This window comes from Herbaspirillum lusitanum (assembly GCF_046025995.1).
Taxonomy (GTDB): domain Bacteria; phylum Pseudomonadota; class Gammaproteobacteria; order Burkholderiales; family Burkholderiaceae_D; genus Herbaspirillum; species Herbaspirillum lusitanum_A.
In genome coordinates this window covers 204,127-227,354 of the sequence record NZ_JAQQFM010000006.1, presented here as the reverse complement: position 1 = coordinate 227,354, position 23,228 = coordinate 204,127, and the positions used below count along the sequence as shown (strand labels likewise).

Annotated in this window: 23 protein-coding genes; 11 read left to right on the top strand and 12 right to left on the bottom strand. The window is 61.4% G+C overall.

Annotated elements, in window-relative coordinates:
• Positions 1-19: 19 nt before the first annotated feature.
• Genes rfbF through PQR62_RS14805 form a run of 4 tightly spaced genes read left to right on the top strand, consistent with a single transcriptional unit; the run spans position 20 to position 4,356 of the window.
• The gene (rfbF, locus tag PQR62_RS14820; RefSeq protein ID WP_408158738.1) at positions 20-796 is read left to right on the top strand and encodes a glucose-1-phosphate cytidylyltransferase; all 777 of its coding nucleotides are present in this window, start codon (positions 20-22) and stop codon (positions 794-796) included.
• A 34-nt stretch (positions 797-830) separates the two neighbouring features.
• Complete coding sequence (locus PQR62_RS14815; protein WP_408158737.1) at positions 831-1,382, top strand: dTDP-4-dehydrorhamnose 3,5-epimerase family protein; 552 nt, start codon at positions 831-833, stop codon at positions 1,380-1,382.
• The gene (locus PQR62_RS14810) at positions 1,379-2,602 is read left to right on the top strand and encodes a methyltransferase domain-containing protein (protein WP_408158736.1); all 1,224 of its coding nucleotides are present in this window, start codon (positions 1,379-1,381) and stop codon (positions 2,600-2,602) included. Before PQR62_RS14815 ends, PQR62_RS14810 begins: the two co-directional genes overlap by 4 nt.
• Before the next feature lie 41 nt (positions 2,603-2,643).
• Positions 2,644-4,356, top strand: coding sequence for a hypothetical protein (locus PQR62_RS14805; protein WP_408158735.1), 1,713 nt, complete (start codon positions 2,644-2,646; stop codon positions 4,354-4,356).
• Positions 4,357-4,387: 31 nt separating this feature from the next.
• Here PQR62_RS14805 and rfbD read toward each other — a convergent pair whose 3' ends face one another.
• Positions 4,388-5,335 (bottom strand): dTDP-4-dehydrorhamnose reductase, encoded by a 948-nt coding sequence (gene rfbD, locus PQR62_RS14800; RefSeq protein ID WP_408158734.1) that lies wholly within the window; start codon positions 5,333-5,335, stop codon positions 4,388-4,390.
• Positions 5,336-5,605: 270 nt separating this feature from the next.
• Complete coding sequence (locus PQR62_RS14795) at positions 5,606-6,373, bottom strand: dienelactone hydrolase family protein (protein ID WP_408158733.1); 768 nt, start codon at positions 6,371-6,373, stop codon at positions 5,606-5,608.
• Positions 6,374-6,631: 258 nt separating this feature from the next.
• On the opposite strand from PQR62_RS14795, the gene PQR62_RS14790 reads away from it, so the two are divergent.
• Entirely contained in the window at positions 6,632-7,108 is a 477-nt protein-coding gene (locus PQR62_RS14790) for a MerR family transcriptional regulator (protein WP_408158732.1), read from the top strand.
• 71 nt (positions 7,109-7,179) lie between these two features.
• Entirely contained in the window at positions 7,180-8,241 is a 1,062-nt protein-coding gene (locus PQR62_RS14785; protein WP_408158731.1) for an aldo/keto reductase, read from the top strand.
• 85 nt (positions 8,242-8,326) lie between these two features.
• Here the strand turns inward: PQR62_RS14785 and PQR62_RS14780 are convergent, their stop codons facing one another.
• The 9 genes from PQR62_RS14780 to PQR62_RS14740 all read right to left on the bottom strand — a co-directional run bounded on the left by PQR62_RS14780 (position 8,327) and on the right by PQR62_RS14740 (position 16,877).
• Entirely contained in the window at positions 8,327-9,001 is a 675-nt protein-coding gene (locus tag PQR62_RS14780) for an amino acid ABC transporter permease (protein ID WP_408158730.1), read from the bottom strand.
• A gap of 5 nt (positions 9,002-9,006) precedes the next feature.
• Positions 9,007-9,678: an amino acid ABC transporter permease gene (locus PQR62_RS14775; protein WP_408158729.1), complete on the bottom strand. Its 672-nt coding sequence runs from the start codon at positions 9,676-9,678 to the stop codon at positions 9,007-9,009.
• 14 nt (positions 9,679-9,692) lie between these two features.
• The gene (locus tag PQR62_RS14770; protein WP_408158727.1) at positions 9,693-10,472 is read right to left on the bottom strand and encodes an amino acid ABC transporter ATP-binding protein; all 780 of its coding nucleotides are present in this window, start codon (positions 10,470-10,472) and stop codon (positions 9,693-9,695) included.
• Positions 10,473-10,518: 46 nt separating this feature from the next.
• Complete coding sequence (locus PQR62_RS14765) at positions 10,519-11,388, bottom strand: transporter substrate-binding domain-containing protein (RefSeq protein ID WP_408158726.1); 870 nt, start codon at positions 11,386-11,388, stop codon at positions 10,519-10,521.
• 4 nt (positions 11,389-11,392) lie between these two features.
• Positions 11,393-12,400 (bottom strand): N-carbamoyl-D-amino-acid hydrolase, encoded by a 1,008-nt coding sequence (locus tag PQR62_RS14760; protein WP_408158725.1) that lies wholly within the window; start codon positions 12,398-12,400, stop codon positions 11,393-11,395.
• A complete protein-coding gene (gene hydA, locus PQR62_RS14755; RefSeq protein WP_408158724.1) occupies positions 12,385-13,869 on the bottom strand; it encodes a dihydropyrimidinase in 1,485 nt (494 codons plus the stop codon). The genes PQR62_RS14760 and hydA overlap by 16 nt, the downstream gene beginning before the upstream one ends.
• 62 nt (positions 13,870-13,931) lie before the next feature.
• Positions 13,932-14,711 carry an SDR family oxidoreductase gene (locus tag PQR62_RS14750; protein ID WP_408158723.1) on the bottom strand — a complete coding sequence of 260 codons (780 nt, stop codon included), beginning with the start codon at positions 14,709-14,711 and terminating at the stop codon, positions 13,932-13,934.
• Positions 14,712-14,837: 126 nt separating this feature from the next.
• Positions 14,838-15,788: a dihydrodipicolinate synthase family protein gene (locus tag PQR62_RS14745; protein WP_408158722.1), complete on the bottom strand. Its 951-nt coding sequence runs from the start codon at positions 15,786-15,788 to the stop codon at positions 14,838-14,840.
• A 96-nt stretch (positions 15,789-15,884) separates the two neighbouring features.
• Positions 15,885-16,877 carry a LysR family transcriptional regulator gene (locus PQR62_RS14740; RefSeq protein ID WP_408158721.1) on the bottom strand — a complete coding sequence of 331 codons (993 nt, stop codon included), beginning with the start codon at positions 16,875-16,877 and terminating at the stop codon, positions 15,885-15,887.
• 209 nt (positions 16,878-17,086) lie between these two features.
• Here PQR62_RS14740 and PQR62_RS14735 point away from each other — a divergent pair, with 209 nt between their 5' ends.
• Together PQR62_RS14735 and PQR62_RS14730 are read left to right on the top strand one after the other, a co-directional pair.
• A complete protein-coding gene (locus PQR62_RS14735; protein ID WP_408158720.1) occupies positions 17,087-17,755 on the top strand; it encodes an aspartate/glutamate racemase family protein in 669 nt (222 codons plus the stop codon).
• An 80-nt stretch (positions 17,756-17,835) separates the two neighbouring features.
• Complete coding sequence (locus PQR62_RS14730; protein WP_408158719.1) at positions 17,836-19,275, top strand: FAD-binding oxidoreductase; 1,440 nt, start codon at positions 17,836-17,838, stop codon at positions 19,273-19,275.
• A 55-nt stretch (positions 19,276-19,330) separates the two neighbouring features.
• On the opposite strand, the gene PQR62_RS14725 is transcribed toward PQR62_RS14730, so the two are convergent.
• On the bottom strand, positions 19,331-20,059 hold the full coding sequence (locus PQR62_RS14725) for a GntR family transcriptional regulator (protein ID WP_408158718.1): 729 nt from the start codon (positions 20,057-20,059) through the stop codon (positions 19,331-19,333).
• A 112-nt stretch (positions 20,060-20,171) separates the two neighbouring features.
• Between PQR62_RS14725 and PQR62_RS14720 the strand changes: the two genes are divergently transcribed.
• The 3 genes from PQR62_RS14720 to PQR62_RS14710 are packed head-to-tail and all read left to right on the top strand — an operon-like array spanning position 20,172 to position 23,224.
• Complete coding sequence (locus PQR62_RS14720) at positions 20,172-21,398, top strand: pyridoxal phosphate-dependent aminotransferase (RefSeq protein ID WP_408158717.1); 1,227 nt, start codon at positions 20,172-20,174, stop codon at positions 21,396-21,398.
• Positions 21,399-21,410: 12 nt separating this feature from the next.
• A complete protein-coding gene (gene pxpB / locus PQR62_RS14715) occupies positions 21,411-22,193 on the top strand; it encodes a 5-oxoprolinase subunit PxpB (protein WP_408158716.1) in 783 nt (260 codons plus the stop codon).
• Positions 22,190-23,224: a 5-oxoprolinase subunit C family protein gene (locus tag PQR62_RS14710; protein ID WP_408158715.1), complete on the top strand. Its 1,035-nt coding sequence runs from the start codon at positions 22,190-22,192 to the stop codon at positions 23,222-23,224. The genes pxpB and PQR62_RS14710 overlap by 4 nt, the downstream gene beginning before the upstream one ends.
• Positions 23,225-23,228: the final 4 nt, after the last annotated feature.

Genomic DNA, 23,228 nt, shown 5'->3' with positions numbered 1-23,228 from the left:
CCATGTTTGAGGGGTGTTTGTGAAAGTTGTCATTCTTGCGGGTGGACTGGGAACGCGTCTGGGGGAAGAAACCGACCTGCGTCCGAAGCCGATGGTGGAAATCGGCGGAAAACCTATTCTGTGGCACATCATGAAGGGCTATTCGCACTTCGGCTTCAATGAATTTGTGATTCTGCTGGGTTACAAGGGTTATCTGATCAAGGAATATTTCGCCAATTACTTCCTGCATCAGGGCGATATCACCATCGATCTGCTCGACAACAAGATCGAGGTACATCGCAACAAATCCGAACCATGGAAGGTCACGCTGCTTGAAACCGGCCTGCAGGCGCAAACCGGCGGCCGCCTGCTGGCAGCGCGCGACTATCTGGACGGTGAAGATTTCATGCTGACCTATGGCGACGGCGTGGCAAATGTCGACATCACGGCTCTGGTCGCACATCACAATCAGCATCAGGCGCTGGTGACCATGACCACGGTACAGCCGGAGGCGCGTTTCGGCATGGTCAACACCGATGAAAAGGGCTACATCAACGATTTCCGCGAAAAGCCGCCCGGTGACCTGGGCTGGATCAACGGCGGATTCATGGTGTGCCGCACCGGCGTATTCGATTATCTCAAGGACGGCGAAGCGACGATTTTTGAAGGCAAACCGCTGGAAAACATCGCCCGCGACGGCAGGCTGCTGAACTGGCAGCATCGCGGTTTCTGGAAGTGCATGGATACCTTGCGCGACAAGAATCAGCTTAACCAGCTGTGGGACGGCGGTACAGCACAGTGGAAAACCTGGGCCTGAACATGATCTTCAACATGGCCTTGAATTCGCCGGCATGAACACCCTGCTGACCGATTTGCCCGGCGTGCTGCTGCTGGAAACCGACCGCCGCAGCGACGAGCGCGGTGGTTTTGCACGCTGGTTCTGCGAGAGCGATCTGGCCGCAGCCTTGCAGGGTGCGACGATACGGCAGATCAATCATTCGCACACGGTACAGCGCGGCAGCGTGCGCGGCATGCATTTTCAATACGCGCCGCACGCCGAGAAAAAAATTATCCGCTGCCTGAGCGGCAAGATCTTCGATGTGGTCGTCGACTTGCGCAAGGACTCCGCGACCTTTCTGGCGTGGCGCGGATTTGAGCTGGAAGCCGGCGATGATCGCGCCTTGCTGATTCCCGAAGGCTGCGCGCACGGTTTTCAGACTCTGAGCAATGAGGTGCAGATGCTGTATCTGCATACCGCCTTTTACACGCCAGCTGCCGAAGGCGCGGTGCGCTTCGATGATCCGCGCATCGCCATTGACTGGCCATTGCCGCCGCAAAATCTGTCTGAACGCGATCTGCTGCATCCTTTTCTGAGCAGTGATTTTTCCGGGATCAGTTTATGAAATGCCGTCATTGCCAGACCGAGTTGCACGATACCTTTATCGACCTCGGTTTTTCGCCGCCGTCCAATGCTTATCTGCGGCAAGAAGACCTGCTGCGCCCAGAAACCTACTATCCGCTGCGCGTGATGGTATGCCGTTCGTGCTGGCTGGTGCAGACGCAGGACTATGCGCACCATGATCAGTTGTTTGAATCCGACTATGCGTATTTTTCTTCCACGTCGACAAGCTGGTTGAAGCACGCGGCCGATTACGTCGGCATGATCGTGGCGCGACTCAAGCTCGACCAGCATTCCAAAGTAGTCGAACTGGCCGCCAACGACGGCTATCTGTTGCAGTACGTCAAGCAGCGCGACATCCCTTGCCTCGGCGTCGAACCGACCACCAGCACCGCCGACGCCGCGCGCGCCAGGAACATTCCGATTGTGGAAGATTTTTTTGGCGTCAGGCTCGCGAAAGCCATTGTTGAGCGCGACGGCAAGGCCGATCTGATCGTCGCCAACAACGTGCTGGCGCATGTGCCGGACATCAATGATTTTCTGAGCGGCATGGCGATCCTGCTCAAGGAAGAAGGCACGATCACGGTCGAGTTTCCACATTTGCTGAACCTGATTGCGCAGAGCCAGTTCGACACGATTTATCACGAGCATTTTTCCTATCTGGCGCTCGGCAGCGTCGACCGCATGATGCGCACGCTGGGACTGCGCGTGTACGACGTTGATCAGATTCCGACCCACGGCGGCAGTCTGCGCATTTACGCCTGTCATGACAAAGCGGCGCACGCGCCGACAGCATCGCTGTCCCAGGCGCTGCAGCAAGAGCGCGATTTCGGACTTGAGAATATCGAGACCTATGAAGGCTTTCAGCCGCGGGCAGAGAAAATCAAGCTGAACCTGTTGCAATTTCTGCTGGAGCAAAAGCGTCTCGGCAAGAAGGTCGTGGCGTATGGTGCTGCGGCCAAGGGCAACACTTTGCTGAACTACTCCGGGGTGCATGCCGACCTGTTGTCTCTGGTGGCCGATGCGGCACCGTCCAAGCAAGGCAAGTTCATGCCGGGCAGTCACATACCGATCGTCTCGCCTTCCGCCTTGCTGGAAACGAAACCGGACTATGTGCTGATGCTGCCGTGGAATCTGAAGCTCGAAATTGAAACCCAGCTCGCAACCATTCGTGAATGGGACGGACGCTTTGTGATTGCCGTTCCCCACATGCAAATCTGGTAGCAGCGTCGAAAAACAATCCTCTATCCGCCAATCTTGTTCTCATGACAATCTACATCCATCAGATCTCCCGGGCTGAGACGACAAGCGCTTACACCGGCGCGCAACCGGCTGCGCCAGCACAAACCGGCTTCATGACGCTGGCGCCAGGCGCGCGCAAGGACTGGGGCAACTATGCGGCGATCCGCAATTATTTTCTGAATGAAAGTGTGGATGAAGAAGCTTTATACGGCTTCGTTTCCGAAGACTTTCACAAGCAAACCGGCCTGGGCCTGCCTGAGATCGCTCGGTTCATCGAGAAAAATCCAGGGAATGATGCCTATGTCTTCTTTCCATTCACGGGCGATGCGGCTTGCTTCCTGAATGTATTTGAAGAAGGCGAATTCCATCATCCCGGGCTGAGAGACCTGGCGCAACGTTATCTGGACGCTATCGGCCTCGCGCTGGATCTGCGCGAGCTCGTCACCGACTTTCGCACTACCACGCATATAGGTTACGTGGTCGCCAAACCGGTATTCTGGAAAACCTGGTTCGATCTGGCGGAACAGGTTTTTGCCATCGCCGAGGCAGGCATGGACGCACTTACCCTGCAATTGAATGCGACCTCGACAGGCGCCGTGCCGACGCCGATGAAGGTCTTGCTGACGGAGCGCCTGGCCTCCCTGGTATTGGCTCTGGATCAACAACTACGGGTTGCCACATTCGACCCTGCGACCTTGCCGCCGACCGATTTGTCGTCGCTGGCCTATCGGGATGAATTTCCTAAACTTGATGCCCTCAAGCGTAACTATCTGGAGACCCGAGACATTGCGCTGATAGACGAATTTTTCGTACTGCGCAATAGCATCCTGACCAGCATCCAGGAACATGCAAATTCAAAAAAGAACCGGCATGCCGAGATATCCGGTGCTCATGGCTCGCCGAATTCAGATTCGGAACTGGTATATGGCTGCATCACGCACGTCGAATTGCCGATTCGTTTTCCAGACTTCGTGACGCCGATCTATCTCGGCGAATCGCAGGCCGAAGGACGTCTGAATCTGCGCGATCTGGCGCCTCAATGGCTGCCTTATCATCATATCGTCGGCGGCATGGTCGGCAACTTTGCCTTGCGCAATCACATTCTCAAACATCATCCAAAGGTTAAGCGCATCGGCGTCTGCATGTACCGCAAATTCGTCTCGCGTTACCGCATCAGCTCCGTGCCCGCAGAAGAAAACTGGCTGATGGATGTGGTGTCGAACAAGGAGCTGGAGCGCCAGAGCTTCGAGAGCATGCTGGATCCCGACGCGATGGAAATACTGGTCGGAAAGACTTGCGGTTTAACAGTTGACGGCAAAGTCTCAAACTATCTGAGCAACTATGCGCGCGAGCACCACGCCGAAGACCTGCTGCGCTTCACTGCACAGGCGGTGGAACTGGGCGTATTGCAGCCACATGAAACCGATTCGTTCCTGAACGAGCGCTACTTCTTCACAGGCGGCGTCGAACTCGGTGTTTTCCCGGCCGAGTTCTGGCTCAAAAGCATCGCCGCCATCGAAGCAGTGACCTGGGCTTGTGTGCAACGTTACCAGATGAAACGCGAGGGCTATCAAGCGCGTGCCTGGGCCTTCTGCGCAGAGCGCTTCGGCAGTTATCTGCTGTTGCGCTATACACACTCCTTAGGCTACACCAATCTCGAAAAACTCAAGGAAATAACCGGACAGTTGAATCTGATCACCAAGGATGATCAAACGCTCTACGTGCGGAGCAATTAAGCGCCATCGCAAAGCGTCGGGCAGCGGGCATTCAAACCAGCTTGCGTCCTTCGGACAGACCGTATTCACGCACGATCTCTCTGAGACAGGCGGCAACGTCGTCCTGCCATTGCGGCATCGTCACGCCGAACGTCGAAGCCAGTTTCTTCCCCGACAGGCGTGAACTCGGGGGGCGATGCGGCGGCACCGGATAAGTACTGGATGGCACCGGTGCAATAGCCGCGCTGCCACCGATTTTGACCGGCACATTCAGAGCCTGCAGCTGATCAACAATGAACGAGGCATAGCCGTGCCATGACGTTTCACCGGCAGCGGTCAGGTGATAGATACCGCTGGTCTTGCGCAGATGATCGAGATTGATGCCCGAACTGTCGCCGCCATGCCGCTTGACCAGCAGCTCACGCGTAAGCTCGCTGATGGTTTTTGACCAGGTCGGCGCACCGAACTGGTCGCCGACGATGGTGAATTTCTCCTGATCCTGCGCCAGACGAATCACGGTCTTCAAGAAATTGCCGCCGCCGACGCTATAGACCCAACTGGTACGCAATATCCAGTACGCTTCGCAGTGACGCGCAATCGCTTCCTCGCCGGCACATTTGCTTTTGCCGTAGATATTGATCGGATGCGTCGAAGCGCTCTCCTCGTAAGGCTGGTTCTGCGTGCCGTCAAACACATAATCAGTCGAGTAATGCACCATGGGCGCACCCAGACGCTGGGCCTCTTCTGCGATTACGCCTGGGGCCTCAGCGTTGATGCGCATGGCAAGATCGGTCTCGCTTTCGGCTTTGACCACAGCGGTATAGGCCGCCGGATTGACGATCAGATCGGGACGTGTGGCGCGGATCACGTCCCGCACTTGATCGAGATCGGCCAGATTCATTTGCTGGCGCGAGAAGGAGACGATCTCGCCCAATCCACGCAGACTGGACGCCAGTTCATGACCGATCTGGCCGCTTTCGCCGGTCAACAAGATTTTCATGGAAATACCTCTGATTTGGCGAGCACCCGCCATTACTGTCTTTGATCGGCAAAGTCGGCGCCATTGAGACTTCCCAAGCGCTGCCGGGCTGCGGAACGATCCAAAGGATACAGCGTTCGCGCCTTGCTATCCAGTCGCTGGAGGTATTGCGGAGGAGTTGACGGAACGCTGAATCTTTCAGTGCAGATCGCGGCAAAAAAAGTCGGAGTCGGGCGTGTGAGAAATATCACGCCTGACCCGGATCAATATCCTAGCCCTGCAAGGCCACACTCAGGCCAGTTGCTCGCCAAAGAAATTCTGCAGAGCGACTGCCGCGCGTTCGGCAGTTTGCTTGTGATAGAAGAAGCCGGGGTTGTTGGCATCCGGATCGGTGAAGGAGTGGCCGGCCTGGCCGTAGTTGAGCAGCTGCCAGTCCAGCTTGGCGGCGCTCATCTCATCAATGAAGGCATTGACCTGTTCGCGCGGCACCGACGGATCCTGCACGCCGTGCAGCACCAGCACCGCACCCTTGATCTTGCTGCCGTCCGGGGTCGGCGTATCCAGCGCGCCGTGCAGCGACACCGTACCGCGTACATCGGCGCCGGCACGCGCCAGTTCCAGCGCAGCGGTGCCGCCGAAACAGAAACCGCAGGCGCCCAGCTTGCCGGCGTCGAGCTTGATTGCAGTCTGCGTGCGCAGCGCATCCAGCGCCGCGCTCATGCGCTTGCGCAGCTCGGCGCGGTCCTTCTTCAAGGCCACGATCACGGCCATCGCTTCATCGCCGGTGGTCGGACGCACACTCTTGCCGAAGACGTCGGCCACGAATACGGCGTGTCCCGAGCCTATGGTCGCTGCGGCGATTTCCAGCGCCTGCTGGCGGATACCGAAGTAATTAGGCACCGACAGAACGCCGCTCCTGGGCGCCTTGCTCTTGCTGAAGAACAGCACGTTTTCGTATTCGACGCCGTCCAGCGTGTGCGAAATCGATTCAACTGCCAGATCGGCTGCGTCAATTCCAAACTTCTCGGCAATCGCCGCTGTATTCCATGCTTGTGACATTGTTTAACTCCTAGGGTTGGCGTATGCCGCTGCGTCGTGCGCCCGGCTTTTGGTTGGGCGCTATAGTCGCATAAAGTGAAAATGGCTGCAGAAGACAGCGTGGATGCAATGCTTGCCTGATCATCGGCGATCAACATTCTTGCAAAAATTTCTTTACAACAACACCTGTTCCGCCCTCAGCGAATAAAACTCCAGCCCCCGATAATGTGCATTCAAGCGCTTGACTTAGAGCGCGCTCCAACAAATAGACTGCCTCCCATGACAAGCTCTCTGACGATTCAACAAGCTGCCAAAGCAACCGGGCTGAGCGTGCATACGCTGCGTTATTACGAACGCATCGGCCTGCTCGATCCGGTGGAGCGGCGCGACAACAGCCATCGGCTGTATCGCGACGACGATCTGCGCTGGATCGGTTTTTTGCTCAAGCTGCGTTCCACCGGTCTGCCGGTGCGCGGCATGCTGCGCTATGCCGAACTGCGGCGCATGGGGGATACGATGGAGAGCGTGTCGGAACGGAAAGCGATCCTGCAAGCGCATACGCTTTCCGTGGAAGCCACGCTGGCCGAATTGCAAAGCAATCTGGCGGTGCTGCACAAGAAGATCGACACTTATTGCGAGCTGGAACAGGTCGCTGCAGCCAATGCTGCGAGCACCAAACAACCTGCCGCTGCAGCGACCGCTGCCGTGTCGAAACGCAAACGTGCAAGCGCGCCTGTATCGCCCACCTCGATCTGATCCGGCCGGATCTGAGCATCGACGCAAACGGCCGGCCCATTCTGAAGCAACAACAGAAAAGGACGTCTGACATGAACCAGCAAACTCAAGCAACTCCGCACGCACAAGCCGCAGCAGCCTCACCGCTGTCCCCGGACTCTCCGCTCGGCAGCCGGCGCCTGGGCGCCAACGGCCCGCTGGTGTCCGCCATCGGTCTCGGCTGCATGGGCATGAGCGATTTTTATTCGAATCGCGATGAAACGGAATCCATCGCCACCCTGCACCGCGCGCTGGAGCTTGGCATCACCCTGTTCGATACCGCCGACATGTACGGCCCTTACACCAATGAAGAACTGCTGGGCAAGGTGCTGCGCGGCGAACGCGACCGGGTGTTCCTGGCGACCAAGTTCGGCATCGTGCGCGATTCGACCGATCCGGCCAGCCGCGGCGTCAATGGCAGTCCGGCCTATATCCGCACGGCGGTTGAAGGCAGCCTCAAGCGTCTGGGCGTGGACACCATCGACCTGTATTACCAGCACCGCATCGATCCGACTACGCCGATTGAAGAAAGCGTGGGCGTGCTGGCCGATCTGGTGACGGCAGGCAAGATTCGCTACATCGGCCTGTCGGAAGCCTCGGCCGCAACCATAGAACGCGCGCACCGCGTGCATCCGATCACGGCGATCCAGAGCGAGTATTCATTGTGGACGCGCGATCCTGAAATCGATGTGCTGGCCACCTGCCGCAAGCTGGGCATAGGCTTCGTGCCTTACAGCCCGCTCGGTCGCGGTTTTCTGAGCGGCGCCATCACCAGTCCCGAGCAATTCGCGGCCGATGATTATCGCCGTTCCAGTCCGCGTTTTCAGGGTGAGAACTTTGCAAAAAATCTGCAACTGGTGAGCAAGGTGAAGGAGCTGGCGCAGCGCCATCAATGCACGGCTAGCCAGCTGGCGCTGGCCTGGGTGCTGGCGCAGGATCCGCATATCGTGCCTATCCCCGGCACCAAGCGCCGCAGCTATCTGGAGGAAAATGTCGGCGCGCTGCAGGTCAGGCTCAGCCCGCAGGATGTGCTGGAATTGAATGAACTGTTCCCGCTGGGTTCGGCCTCCGGCGATCGCTATACGACGGCGGCGATGAAGCTGTTGAATGCCTGAGCCTGAGTAAAAAAACAGCTGTCTGAAGCAAAGAGGCCTGCATATGCAGGCCTCTTTTTTTATTGGCTACCGGCACACCAGCAACTCAATGCAGTGCACGACTCTTGTGCTCCAGCCGGCTCAGCCAGCGCACCAGCGGCCACAGCAGAATCAGATACAGCAAGGCGGCCAGCACGATGGGCGAGGGGTTGTACACCAGCGACTGGGCATCGCGCGCCACGCGCAGCAATTCGGGCAAGGCCACCACGCTGGCGATGGTGGTCAGCTTGATCACCTCGATTCCATTGCCGACCAGATCCGGCAGGCAATTGCGCGTGGCCTGCGGCACGATCACATAGGCCAGCGCCTGCATGCGCGACAGGCCGGTGGAACGCGCGGCCTCCATCTGCCCTTGCGGCACGCTCTCGATGCCGGCACGGAAGACTTCAGCGAAGTAGCTGGAATTGTTGAGCATGAAACCGATCGCCACTGCCGCCAGTTTCGGCAATTCCAGACCGAGAAACGGCGTGCCGAAATAGATCAGGATCAGCAGCACCAGCGGCGGAAAGGAGCGGAAAAAATCTACATACACCGCCACCAGAATGCGCACCGTGCGCGAACGGCTTTGCGTACTCAGCAAGGCCAGCGCCAGGCCCGACACCACCCCGATGGGAATCACCAGCAGCGACAGCCAGATCGTGGTCCACAGGCCGCCCAGCAAGAACGGCAGCACGTCGTGGTAGACCTGAAAGTTGAAGAAATTTTGCAGTAGCGCATCCATGCCGATTACCTCTTCCAGCGCCAGCGGGTTTCCAGCCAGCGCGCAAACAAGACCACCGGGATGAAGATCACCAGATAGGCGGCCGCGCCCAGCATCAGCGGCGTCGGGTTGCCGGCATTGCTGCTGGCGGCCTGTGCGGTGTTGAGAATTTCACTGAGCGCGACCACCGAGCCGAGCGCGGTATTTTTGGTGATCGAAATCACCCGATTGGTCAGCGGCGGCACCGCCAGCCGCATCGCCTGCGGCAATACCACCCACGACATGGTCTGCCACCAGCTCAGACCGGTCGAGCGCGAGGCTTCGGTCTGACCGCGCGGCAGCGACTGGATGCCGGCCCAGATGCTTTCTTCGGCGTAAGCCGCCAGCACCAGCGTCAGCGCCAGCCAGGTGGCGGTGAATGAAGACATTGCCAGATCGATATACGGAAACGCAAAGAACAGCACGATGATGATGATCAGCGGCGGCAAGGCCCGCATGATGTCGGCGAACATCACCACCAGCAGCACCAGCGCGCGTTTTTGCGTCGCGCGCAGGATCGCCAGCCCGAGCCCCAGCAGCAGGCCGGCGACGATCACCGCCAGACTCAGCATGACGGTCACGCCCATGCCGCGCAGGATATCCGGCCAGTAACGCGCGGCGATATCGGCGTTGAAGAAAGTGAAGATGAATTGCTGCATGCCGGCGTCCGATGTCAGGCCGCAGCTGCGGAGTGTGATGCATGCGAGGAGGCCTCGCCGGAAAAGCGCGACACGAAAGCGCGCGTGCGCTCATGCTGAGGCGCGCCGAAAATCTGTTCCGGCGGTCCTTCTTCAACGATGTGGCCGCCGTCCATGAACACCACCCTATCCGCCACGGCGCGCGCAAATGCCATCTCGTGCGTGACCACCAGCATGGTCATGCCGGCTTCGCGCAATTCGCGCATGACTTGCAGCACGCTGCCGACCAGCTCGGGATCGAGCGCGCTGGTCGGTTCGTCGAACAGCATCACCTTGGGTTCCAGCGCAATCGCGCGGGCGATGCCGACGCGCTGCTGCTGGCCGCCCGACAGCTGGCCCGGATAGCTGTCGGCCTTGTGTTCCAGACCGACCTGCTGCAAGGCCTTGCGGGCGCGCTTTTCGGCTTCGGGGTGCGGATGACGCTGCACCTTTTTCAGCGCCAGCATCACATTGCCGAGCGCCGTCAGATGCGGATACAGATTAAATTGCTGAAACACCATGCCAATGCGTTGCCGCACTTCATTCAGATTCACGCGCGGATGCATGATCTGAATGCCGTCCACCAGGATCTGCCCCTCGCTCGGTTCTTCCAGCCGGTTGCAGCAACGCAGCATGGTGCTCTTGCCCGAACCCGAAGGGCCGATCACGCAGATCAGCTGCCCCGGCCGCACGCGCAGATCGATGCCGCGCAGTACGACGTTGTTGTCGTAGGACTTGTGCAGTCCGACGATTTCCAGGATGGGGGCAGCTTGCATGTGATGATCCGCTTGGTGATGAACTGTTGTGAAACTAAGCCGCTGATTACTTGCAGACCGGTGTGACCGGCGTCGGATCGTAACCGTCCAGACCCGGCACGCCCTGACCGACGCCGACCTTGACCACGGTGGCATCCGCCGCCGGCGTGTAGCCGAACCACTTCTGCGCCATCTTGGACATGGTGCCGTCCTGCTTCATACACTTGAGCGCATTGCCGGCGGCATCGCGTCCGGCCTTGTCGTCCACGCGGAAGGCCAGCGCCCAGACCAGACCGGTCTTGACGGTATAGGTGGTCTGCACTGCCGGATTCTGCTTGGCGGCCCAGGCGGCCACCGTACTGCCGGCCAGATTGGCATCGGCGCGACCGGACTGCACGGCCTGCACGGCATCGGCGTTATTGCCGTAGACGTCGTACTTGAAACCATACTTGGGGCTGTTGTCGCGCGCCCAGCTCTCGTAAGCCGATCCCTTGTTGACCGAGATGGTCTTGCCCTTGAGATCTTCCAGCGCCTTGATCGGCGCTGCGCCCTTCTTGATCACGAAGGTGTAGTCGGTGTCCAGATAGCCTTCGGTGAACAGCATGGCCTTGGCGCGTTCCGGCGTGGCCGTTACCGGCGCCAGCACGAAGTCGTATTTCTTGGCGTTCAGGCCCGGCACCAGACCGGAGAATTCGGTGCCTTCGATTTCAATCTTGCGGCCCAGACGGCGCGCCAGTTCTTCACCCAGATCAATGTTGAAACCCTGCAAACCGCCGGCCAGCTTGACCATGGCATGCGGCGCAAAGGTGGCATCGACGCCGGTCCTTAATGGGCCAGGGCCGGGGCCAGTCTGTGCATAAGCACCTGCCGCCAGCATCGAGAACGCGGCGGCGCCTGCCGTCATGACACACAAATTCTTCAGAGAAAACATGGACATTGCATTACTCCTGGGGTTGGGTTGTTTTTAGTGCGGAGGCGGATAAAGGCTCGCCGGCGCCGGTGCGCTCGGTGATCAGCTTGTAATGTTCAGGACGGCGATGCTTGGCAAAATTGAAGACGTGCTGCAAAAAGGTCTCGCCCAGCCCCAGATCGCAATTGCTGAAGATCACTTCATCGTCCTCGCTCTGCGCCTGCGCCACGATTTCGCCGGTCGGCGCCACGATGGCGGAGCCGCCTATCATGTGGAAACCGTCTTCGGCGCCGCACTTGGCGGCCGCCGCCACCCACAGACCGTTCTGATAGGCATTGGCCTGCAGCGACAGCAGATGATGGAACATGCGCAGATGCGGCGGCTCACTCCAGTGGATATTCCAGGACGGCGTGTTGTAGCCCAGCACCACGATGCGCGCGCTTTGCAGACTCATCACACGATAGGTTTCGGGCCAGCGGCGGTCATTGCACAGACATTGGCCGATGCGCGTGCCCAGCATGTCGGTGACGCCGAAGCCCTCATTGCCGACTTCAAAATATTTTTTCTCCAGATGCTGAAACGGCGCATCCGGCTTGTGATCGGAATGGCCGGGCAAATGGATCTTGCGATAGCGCGCCACGATCTTCGCGTTCTCGTCGACCAGCACCGAGGTATTGAAGCGGTGGCCGTCTGCCGTCAGTTCCGCATAGCCGAGATAGAAGCCGATCTTCAGTTGTGCCGCCAGATCGAACAGCGGCTGCGTTTCGGCGCTGGGCATGCTGGGTTCGAAAAAGCGCGCATTGACCTCGGCGTCGTCCATCCAGTAACGCGGGAAGAATGTGGTCAATGCCAGTTCCGGAAACACCACCATCTTCGCGCCGCGCGATGCCGCTTCACGCATCATTTCCAGCAGGCGCGCAACCACCGCAACGCGGCTGTCATTCAGATGCACCGGGCCCATCTGCGCCACGGCCAGGCCGAAGCTGTTTTTGATCTTGCTGTTGCCGGTGCCGCTGCCCGTATTCAGATCGATTGCCATGCTTTTCCTTTCAGGCCGAGCAGACCCGGCAAGTTGCCGCGCGCCGGCGGATAGCCGATGCCGGCCGGTTCCGGACAGTGCCGTGCGATGTACTGGCCGGAGCCGCGCCCGGCCAGCAGTTGATTGTCTTGCACCACCACCCGGCCGCGACTGATGACGGTCTCCGGCCAGCCGGTGATGGCGCGTCCTTCATACGGCGTGTAGCCGACGTTGTCGTGCAGCATGCTGCTGGTGATGGTGCGCTTGCTGTGCGGATCCCACAGCGCCAGATCGGCGTCCAAGCCGACCTCGATGTTGCCCTTGCGGTGCGACATGCCATACATGTGCGCATGGTTGGTGGCGGTCAGGCGTACAAATTCGTTGATGCTGATGCGGCCGCCCAGCACCCCTTCGGAAAACAGCAGCGGCAGGCGCAACTCTATGCCCGGCACGCCGTTGGCCATTTCCTTGAAGGTGGTGTCGTCGCCGCGCGGCAGCTTGCCGCTGGTGTCGAAACGGTAAGGCGCGTGATCCGAGGAATACATGCCCAGCGTACCGTCCTTGAGACCGTCCCACACCGCCTCCTGCGACTTGGCGTCGCGCGGCGGCGGGCTACAGCAGAACTTGGCGCCTTCGACGCCGGGCAGATCGATATCTTCAGCGGTGAGAAACAGATATTGCGGGCAGCTCTCGGCATAAATCTGCGCGCCCAGCAGTTTGGCGTTGCGGATGGTCTGCACGGTTTCGGCGCCGGCCACGTGCACGATCAGCACCGGCACGCCGATCAGGCGCGACAGCGCAATGGCGCGGTTGCTGGCTTCCGATTCGGCCAGCGCATCGTGCGCCACGGCGTGGAATTTCGGTGCGGTGTGGCCCTGATCCAGCAGGCGCGAAGCGATCCAGCGAATCATGTCGTGATTCTCGGCGTGGATCATCACCAGCGCGCCTTCGCGGCCGGCCAGCGCCATCACGTCCAGCAATTGATAATCGTCGAGCTTGAGTGCGTTGTAGGTCATGTAGACCTTGAGCGAGGTGATGCCGTCGCGGATCGCCTGCGGCAGATCGTGTTGCAAGGCCTGCTCGTCCGGGTCCGACAGAATCAGGTGGAAACCGTAATCGATCACCGCCTTTTCGCGCGCCCTTTTTGCATAGTCGGCAATCACATCCGGGATGCGATTGCCGCGATGCTGTGCGGCAAAGGGAATGATGGTGGTGGTGCCGCCGAAGGCCGCCGACACTGTGCCCGAATAAAAATCATCGGCGCACATCATGCCCATGCCGGACAACTGTTCGATGTGGCAATGGCTATCGATGCCGCCGGGCAGCACCCAGCGGCCGGAGGCGTCGATGTCTTCGCGGCCGGCCGGCAAGCCCGGCGCGATCTTCACGATCACGCCGTCCTTCACGCCGATGTCGGCCATGAAAGTGTCCTTGTCGGTGGAAATGCGCCCACCGCGAATGGTGAGATCGAATGTCTGAGCGTCGTTCATAGTTGCAGTCAAAATCCGTCGTTCAAATAGGCGCCGTGATCGATAGCCATCGTTCAGAAGTTTTAGAAAGTGCCGGGGAAGGCGCCGCCGTCCATCAGCAGATTCTGGCCGGTGATGAAGCCGCTCTGCGCGCTGCACAGATAGGCGCAGGCATCGCCGAACTCGGCCGGATCGCCGAAACGCAGCGCGGGATTGGTGAGACGGCGCGCCGCCAGCACTTCATCCACGGTCTTGCCGCTTTCCTTGGCGGCGCCGGTCGCGGTGGAACGCAGGCGATCGGTTTCGAACGGGCCCGGCAGCAGATTGTTGATGGTGACGTTGCGCGCCACGGTCTTGCGCGACAGGCCGGCGATGAAACCGGTCAGGCCGGAACGCGCGCCATTGGACAGCCCGAGAATATCGATAGGTGCCTTCACTGCAGCCGAGGTGATGTTGATGATGCGGCCGAAACCGCGCGCCATCATGCCGTCCACGGTGGCCTTGATCAGTTCGATCGGGGTCAGCATGTTGGCGTCCAGTGCGGCGACCCAGTCGTCACGCGACCAGTCGCGGAAATCGCCGGGCTTGGGGCCGCCGGCATTGGTCACCAGAATGTCCGGATTGGGGCAGGCCGCCAGCACCAGCGCACGGCCCTCCGGCGTAGTGATGTCGGCGGCGATGGCGGTCACGCTGACTCCGGTGGCGGCGCGGATTTCCGCGGCGGTGGCATCCAGTGCTTCCTGGCCGCGTGCGATCAGGGTCAGGTTGACGCCTTCACGCGCCAGTGAAAATGCGCAGGCGCGTCCCAGGCCCTTGCTCGATGCGCAAACGATGGCGTTGCGTCCTTTGATTCCTAAGTCCATGGTGTGTCCTCTTCTCTTTAAATGGTCGGTACAGATTTATTTCTGCCCGGCCATTCTATTGACGAAGGCGATTGCCTGCTGAGGGTCGGCGCTTTCATCATTTGCTGCTGAAATCCGAATCGGCAATTACTCGATCACCAGCGCGCCGCGCTGATCCAGCGACAGGCCGACGCGGGCGATCACGGCTTCCAGTTCGCGCTCGGTTTCAGGATCGATGCGCATGCCCGGCGAGCGGATGGCTTCGCAGCCGATCACGCCGCGCTTGCGGTACACATACTTGCGCAGCGCCAGGCCGATCTTGGGCTGGAATTCGTAGCGGATCAGCGGGCAGTAACGGTCGAAGGTGGCGGCGGCGCCGGCCAGATCGCCGGCCGCGAACTTGTCATAGATGCGCACCAGAATTTCGGGGAAGGCAAAGCCGGTCATGGTGCCGACCGCGCCGCGTTGCAGCTCTTCCAGAAAGTAGACGCCGCCGAGGCCGCCGAAAATGCGCATGGACTCACCGGCCAGATCGCGGATGCGGCTGATCTTCTGGCCCACCGGCGGCTCTTCCATCTTGATGAAATTGACGCCGCCTTCCTTGCCCAAGCGAGCGATTACCTCCGCCTTGATTTCAGTGCCGAAGGAATCCGGGAAATCATGAATCACCACCGGGATAGTCAGCGCAGCCGCCAGTGCGCGGTAGTAGTCGAACTGCACGGCGTCGGAGGCATTGTCCAGCGGCGCAGCGAAGATGGCGGCGGCGCCGGCTTGCGCGGCTTCCTGCGCCTGCTCGACGGCGCCGGCCAGGCCCAGCGCGCGCACGCCGACCCAGACCGGCACGCGGCCGGCCGAGCACTTGACGAAGGTTTCCACCACCACGCGGCGCTCAGCGTTGGACAGCTTGTGCGCCTCGCCCAGAAAACCGAGGATGGCCAGACCGGAGACGCCGGCTGCAATCTGGAACTCGACCAGCGAAGCGATGCTGTGCAGATCCAGGGTGCCGTCGTGATGGAAAGGCGTCGGACAGATCGTGTAGACACCGCGAGCGGTGTTCAGAGAACTCTGGGAAGCGGCGGCAGGTGTGGTCGATGACATGTGAATTCCGTAAGCAGTGACGAGATGTGGAATTCATTGTGGTGGAGACTTTCGCCGCTGTCGCATGCCTTTTTGTGCGAAAGCCTTAACGTGATGTTAAGCCGCTTTCTTCTGCCTGACCTTGCGTGCGGGTGTCGCTGCTTCATTCGCACCCGCGCCGGATTGCCCCTCCGCATGCAAGGCCGGCACCCCGTAGCCCTGCCCCTGCACCAGCGTTCTGAGTTCGGCGATGAAGGCTTGCGTCAGCTGCGACAGCGGCTCCAGCTGCACATGAACCAGATTGGCCTGCAAAACCGGCGCATTGGCCACCGGCCGCACCACCAGCTGGCTGTTGGCCGACCAGCTGCGCACCGAGAACTCATCCACCAGCGCGATACCGGCGCCCATCTGCACCAGCGAACAGGCGTTCTGCGGCGAGCCGACTTCCATGATCGGTCTGAGCGCTTCATCCTGCGCCTGATACATGCGGCCGACGATGCCGCCGAAGGGCGAATCCTTGTCGTAGGAAATCAGCGGAAACGGTCGCAGATCTGCCAGCGTCAGCGTGCCGCGCCGCGTCAGCTCGTGGTTGTAGGGCAGCGCGCAGACCAGACGGTTGCTGCACAGCGGCGTCACTTCCAGATTGGGATGCTCCATCGGCAGGATGATGATGCCGAGATCGGCCTGGCGGTTGAGCAGGCGCTCCTTGAGGTAAGCGTAGCTGAGACAGTTGAAGGTCAGCTTGACCTCGGGATGCTTGGCGCGAAACAGCGTGATCGCCTGCGGGATCAGCATCTGGCCGATGCTGGGACTGGAGACGATGTTCAGAATGCCGCTGCGGTTTTCCGACAGATCGTGCGCCAGTTCGTTGACGCGCTGCACCGCCTGATAGACGGACTCGACTTCATGGAACAGCTTCTTGGCTTCCGGCGTGGCATAAAGACGGCCCTTGATGCGCTCAAACAGTGCAAAGCCGACGCGCTGTTCTGTGTGTGACAACAGGCGGCTGACCGCCGGTTGCGAGACGAACAACAACTCCGACGCGCCGCTGATGGAGCCGGTGATCATGACCGCACGGAAGATTTCGATCTGACGCAGATTGAGTGCCATGGAAGCTCGCATGCATAACAGGATGTTAAGGGGAACCCACAAATGAGCAAGGAACATGCCCAGTTCCTTGGAGTAGAGTTTCAACCAGCGTCGCAGCACGGCAAATGCCGGCTCCGGTGCGCCAACTTAACGCCGCAGACCGGGCCCAGGCATGAACAGTTTTCATCGATTCATGCCGGCGCGCTGCTGCGGCTTGCCGGAGCCCCGTCATGCAGCCTCATATCTATGTCATCAATCCCAACAGCACGCAGCGCGTGACCGACGGCATCGACGCCGCCATGGCGCCGCTGCGCATGGCCGGCGGCCCGCAGATTTCCTGTCTGTCGCTGCCCTCCGGGCCGGCCGGTATCCAGACTCAGCACGATGTCGAATCGGTGACGCTGCCGCTGGCCATGCTGGCGCGTTCGCTGGAAGAAAAAGCCGGCGCCTTCGTCATCGCCTGCTTCAGCGACCCCGGCCTGTATGCGGTGCGCGAAGCGGTCGCCAGACCGGTGCTGGGCATCATGGAATGCGGCATTCTTACCTCGCTGACGCTGGGCCAGCGCTTCGGCGTGATCGCGATTCTGGATGGCTCCATCCCGCGCCACCTGCGCGCCTATGGCGCCATGGGCGTGAGCCAGCGCCTGGCCGGCGAACTGGCCATCGGCCTCAATGTCACCGAACTTTCGCAATTCGACCGTACGCTGGAACGCATGGTGCATACCGGCAAGCGCCTGCGCGATGAAAAAGGTGCGGACGTGATCGTGATGGGCTGCGCCGGCATGGCGGTATATCGCGATCCGCTGCAGGACGCACTGGGCATTCCGGTGGTGGAGCCTAGCCAGGCGGCGGTCGCGATGGCCATCGGCCGGGTGCAGATGAACTGGCATCGTGCCTGAACTGCAGCGGCAATGCAGAAGCCAGGGCCGAACTCAGGCGCGAATGCGCTACCAACTTGAACTTGACTGTGAACCTCAACATGAATCAACTGCAGCAACCCGGACATGACCATAGCAGCGCCTACCTGATCCGCCGCCTGCAAGAATTGCTGGGCCCGGCCGGCGTGATCACCGAAGCCTCCGAACAGGAACCGTATCTGCGCGACTGGCTCGGCAAATGGCATGGCAAGGTCTCGGTGGTGGTGCGTCCCGCCAACACCGAAGAGACCGCCGCCGTGGTGCAACTGTGCCACGCCACGCATACCCCTATCGTGACGCAGGGCGGCAACACCGGCATGAGCGGCGGCGCCACGCCCGACGACAGCGGTGCGCAAGTGATCCTCAGCACCACGCGCATGAACCGCATTCGCGAAGTCGATCCGGTCAACAACACCATCACGGTGGATGCCGGCGTGATCCTGGCCCATGCGCAGGAAGCGGCGCGCCAGGCCGAGCGCTATTTTCCGCTGAGTCTGGGCGCCGAAGGCAGTTGCACCGTGGGCGGCAATCTGGCGACCAATGCCGGCGGCATCGCCGTGCTACGCTTCGGCAATATGCGCGAGCTGGCGCTCGGACTGGAAGTGGTATTGCCCGACGGCCGCATCTGGAACGGCCTGCGCGGTCTGCGCAAGGACAACACCGGTTACGATCTGCGCGACCTGTTCATTGGTTCGGAGGGCACGCTGGGCGTGATCACCGGCGCCGTGCTGAAACTGTTTGCGCAACCGCATGCACGCGCCACCGCCTGGGTCGGCGCGGCCAGCCTGCAGCAACTGGTGAGCCTGCTGACGCGCGTGCGCGCCCGCTGCGGCGAACGACTGGTGGCATTTGAAATGATGTCGGCGCGTTCCTTGGAATTGGTGCTGGAACACGTCAGCGACACCCGCGCACCGCTCGAAAGCAAGACCGCCTACAACGCCCTGATCGAACTCAGCGACACCGAAGACACCGGTCTGCAGGCGATGCTGGAAGACGTGCTCGGCCAGGCGCTGGAAGAGGAACTGATCAGCGACGCCATGTTCACCAGCAACCAGAGTCAGACCGCCGCGCTGTGGAAAATCCGCGAAGGCATTTCGCAGGCGCAGGTGCGCGCCGGCAAGGCCATCAAGCACGACATCGCCTTGCCGATCTCGGCGCTGCCCTTGTTCGTGGCGCAGGCTGAACAGGCGCTGGCCGATTCCGGCATGACTACCGACCTGATCAACTTCGGCCATCTGGGCGACGGCAACCTGCACTTCAACGTGCTGCTGCCGGCCAGCACCGAATATGAAGCAATGAAAAGCGCCACCGCCGCTTTCAACCGCCTGATCCACGATCTGGTGATCAACTTCAACGGCAGCATCAGCGCCGAGCACGGCGTGGGCCAGTTGCGCCGCGACGAACTGAAGCATTACAAGTCACCGCTGGAAATGGAGCTGATGCTGCGCATCAAGCAGGCCTTCGATCCTAACCACATCATGAATCCGGGCAAGCTGCTGTAAGGCAGGAAGCAAGAAAAATAAAGAAGAGAGAAAGAGAGAAGCGGTTGCGCGCCGTTCAGCGCAACAGTTTGTCGATGATGGCCTGACGGATATTGTCGATATGGCGCGCGGTCTCGGCCGCCGCCACGGCGCCGTCGCCGCGCACCAGCGCGTCGAGAATGGCCATGTGTTCCAGACAGGTGGGATGGGCGCGGTTGTCCATGCGCTTCAGCGAAAACATGCGGGTCTTGCGACGCAGTTCGATGATCATCGCCGCCAGCAACTGATTGTCGCAGCAGTCGGTGATCAGGCCGTGCAGCTCGCCGTCGAGCCGCTGGTGTTCAGGATCGGCCGGATCATCACGCAGCATGATGGCTTCGATGCGCGCGCGCAGATCTGCGGCCTGCGCTGCCGGCACCTTGCCGGCAGCGCGCGTGGCGGCATCGGATTCCAGCAGCCGGCGCACGTGCAGCACCTCCATGATTTCCTGCACCGTCACCAGACGAACATACAGACGGCCATTGGCCTTGCGCTCCAGCACGCGCTCCCCTTCCAGCCGGTGCATCGCCTCGCGCAGCGGCGTACGCGAAATACCCAGACGCGCGGCCAGCATGCGCTCCTGCACTGCCTCGCCCTGCTTCAGCTCGCGCGAGAGAATCAGATCCACCAGGGCTTCATACGCCTGATTACCCAGACTGGCGGCGCCGGCTTCGGGCGCGTCGATGCCGACGTCGGTATCCGCATTGCCATTCACATCGGCATCGGCGGCGTCGGATTGGGCTGGCAGGTCGTGGCGGGCATTCATGGTGGGCAGATTTTAACCGAAAGAGTCATTGTGTTTGGCACGAGTATTGCTTGAATACGAATGGTATACCAATTGTATTTCATTTGAAACGAACCGAATCAAGCTTCTTTACATGACGACCCAGCCTCCTTCACAACGTCTCTCGGCGCGCCTGGCTCAGGCCCGCCCTTCTGCCACCGGCGCCGCCTCCGAAGCCGCCCGCAGGCTGGCTGCACAAGGCCGCAACATCATCAGCCTGGCCGAAGGCGAACTGGATTTCGACACCCCCGACCATATACAACAGGCCGCCATCAAGGCCATTACCGAAGGTCAGACGCGCTACACCTCGGTGGGTGGCACGGCGGCGCTGAAAGCAGCCATCGTCACCAAATTCGCGCGCGACAACCGGCTCGATTACCAAATTGGTGAGGTCATCGCCGCCACCGGCGCCAAGCAGATTCTGTTCAACGCGCTGCTGGCCACGGTCGATGCCGGCGATGAAGTCATCATGGCGGCGCCCTATTGGGTCTCCTATTCCGAGATGGTGCGCATCGCCGGCGGCGAGCCGGTCGTGCTGCCGACCTCGCCCGAGCAAGACTTCAAGCTCACGCCGCAGCAATTGCAAGCGGCCATCACGCCGCGCACACGCTGGCTGATGCTGAACTCGCCCTGCAATCCCTCGGGCGCGCTGTACAGCATGGATGAGCTGCGCGCGCTGGCCGATGTGCTGCGTCCGCATGAACAGATCATGGTGCTGGCCGACGACATCTATGAAGCCATCGTCTTCGACGGCGTCTTCTGCACCTTTGCCGAAGCGGCGCCCGACCTGCAGGCGCGCACGCTGACGGTGAACGGCGTCTCCAAGTCGCACGCCATGACCGGCTGGCGTCTGGGGTATGCGGGCGGCCCGCAATGGCTGATCCGGGCGCTGGAATTGCTGCAGTCACAGAGCACCAGCAATCCCAGCTCGATCAGCCAGGCCGGTGCGCTGGCGGCGCTGACGGGGCCGCAGGATTTCCTCGACGGCTGGCGCGAACGCCTGCGGGCGCGACGCGACATGGCGTTGTCCATTCTGGCCGATGCCGCGCCCTGGCTTTCCGTGCGCAAGCCGGCCGCCGCCTTTTATCTGTATGCCGACTGCCAGGCCGCACTCGGCGCCATCACGCCGCAAGGCCAGCGACTGAACGATGACTGGGCGCTCGCCGCATGGCTGCTGGAAGAAGCCGGCGTCTCGGTGGTGCCGGGCAGCGCCTTCGGCATGACCGGCTATCTGCGCCTGGCCTATGCCACCGCCGACGAACGCCTGCGTCTGGCCTGCGAACAAATCGTGAACGCCTGCCAGCGCCTGCGCCGGACATAAGGAGTTGATGGAATGACTACCGCCGCCCGCCCCTATGATCGCGACTACGCCATCGCCGAAGGCGTGGTGGACGCGGCCTCGCTGCCTGCCTTCAACTGGCAGGCCGAGCCGGTCGGCGAACGCTGCCTGCTGGTGCGCGTAGGGCAGACGGTGGGCGTGGACACCAGCCGCATCGTGCATGCGGTGGCAGCAGTTTTGCGCGCCGGCTTTGGCGATACCGTGCTCGACGTGGTGCCGGCCTTCGCCACGGTGGCGGTGCATTTTCAGCCGGCCGCTTTTCCGCGTCGCGCGGGGCCGGCCTCGGCACAGGTCGCGCGCAAGGTGCAGCAGTTGCTGAACCGAAGCGTAGCGGCCGCCACCGGCAGCGGCCGCGTGGTCGAGATACCGGCCTGCTACGGCGGCGAACACGGCCCCGATCTGCTGGAAGTGGCGCGCCACTGCAAACTGACGCCGCAAGAACTCATCGCCCTGCACAGCAGCCAGCCGCTGACGGTGTACGCCTTCTTTTTCTCGCCCGGCAATCCCTTTGCCGGGCCGCTCGATCCGCGCCTGGATATTCCGCGCCGCAGTACGCCGCGCACGCTGGTGCCGGCCGGCTCGGTGGGCGTGGCCGGCGGCATCACATCGATCTATCAGAATGCCTCGCCGGGCGGCTGGAACATCATCGCGCGCACGCCGCTGAGCCTGTTCGACCTCAAGGCCATGCCGCCCACCCGCATGCAACCGGGCGACCGCATCCATTTCCGTCCGGTCTCACCGGAACAGTTCGAGCAATTGCTGGAGCCGCGCGCATGAATCTGATGCACATCGACCGCGCGGGCATGTACTGCACGCTGCAAGATCTGGGGCGCTACGGCTTCCAGCAATACGGGGTGCCGGTCAATGGCCCGATGGATGAGTGGGCGCATCGCGCCGGCAACGCGCTGGTGGGCAACCCGGAAGATGCGGCGGTGCTGGAATGCACGCTGACCGGGCCGGCCCTGCACTTCAGCCAGGACACATTGATCGCGCTGACCGGCGCCGACATGCGCGCCACCGTGGATGGCCGCGCGCTGCCGCGCCACCGCGCGGTGATGGTGCGCCGGCAAGCGAAGATCGAACTGCAAGGCGCCGTCAGCGGCACCCGCGCCTACCTTGCCGTGCGCGGCGGCTTTGCCACCGACAGCGTGATGGGCAGCCGCAGCACCTATGTGCGCGGCCACTTCGGCGGCATGCAGGGACGCGCGCTGCAACGCGGCGACCGCGTGCCCGCCTTCAGTCGCGAACGCGGCATGCCGCCGCTGGCGCTGGAGCGCATGCTGGTCTCCAGCGGCCTGAACATGGTGGCGGCTGCAGCGCTGCCGGAAGCGGCCGGCCACTGGGTCCCGCTTTGCGAGGTCGATCCGGCAAGTGATGTGCTGACGCTGCGCTGCATCCCCGGCCCGCACTGGCATGCCTTCGACGCCGCCGCACGCGCAGCCTTCACCGGCCAGAGCTGGCAGATCACGCCGCAATCCGACCGCATGGGCTATCGCCTCGACGGCGCGGCGCTGGCCAGACCTGATCTGCCTGAAATGATTTCCGAGGCCACCTGTTTCGGCACCGTACAGGTGCCGGCGGATGGTCGCCCCATCGTCCTGATGGCCGACCGCCAGAGCGCCGGCGGTTATCCCAAGATCGCCTACGTCGCCGCCGCCGATCTGCCCTTGCTGGCGCAGGCCGGGCCGGGCGCGGCAGTGCGCTTCGCGACGCTGACGCAGGCCCGGGCCGAAAAACTCTGGCTGCAATGCGAAGACCGCATGCAAGCCTTGTGCGAGGCAGCGCAGCGCGCGCTTGCACCGAACTGAAACC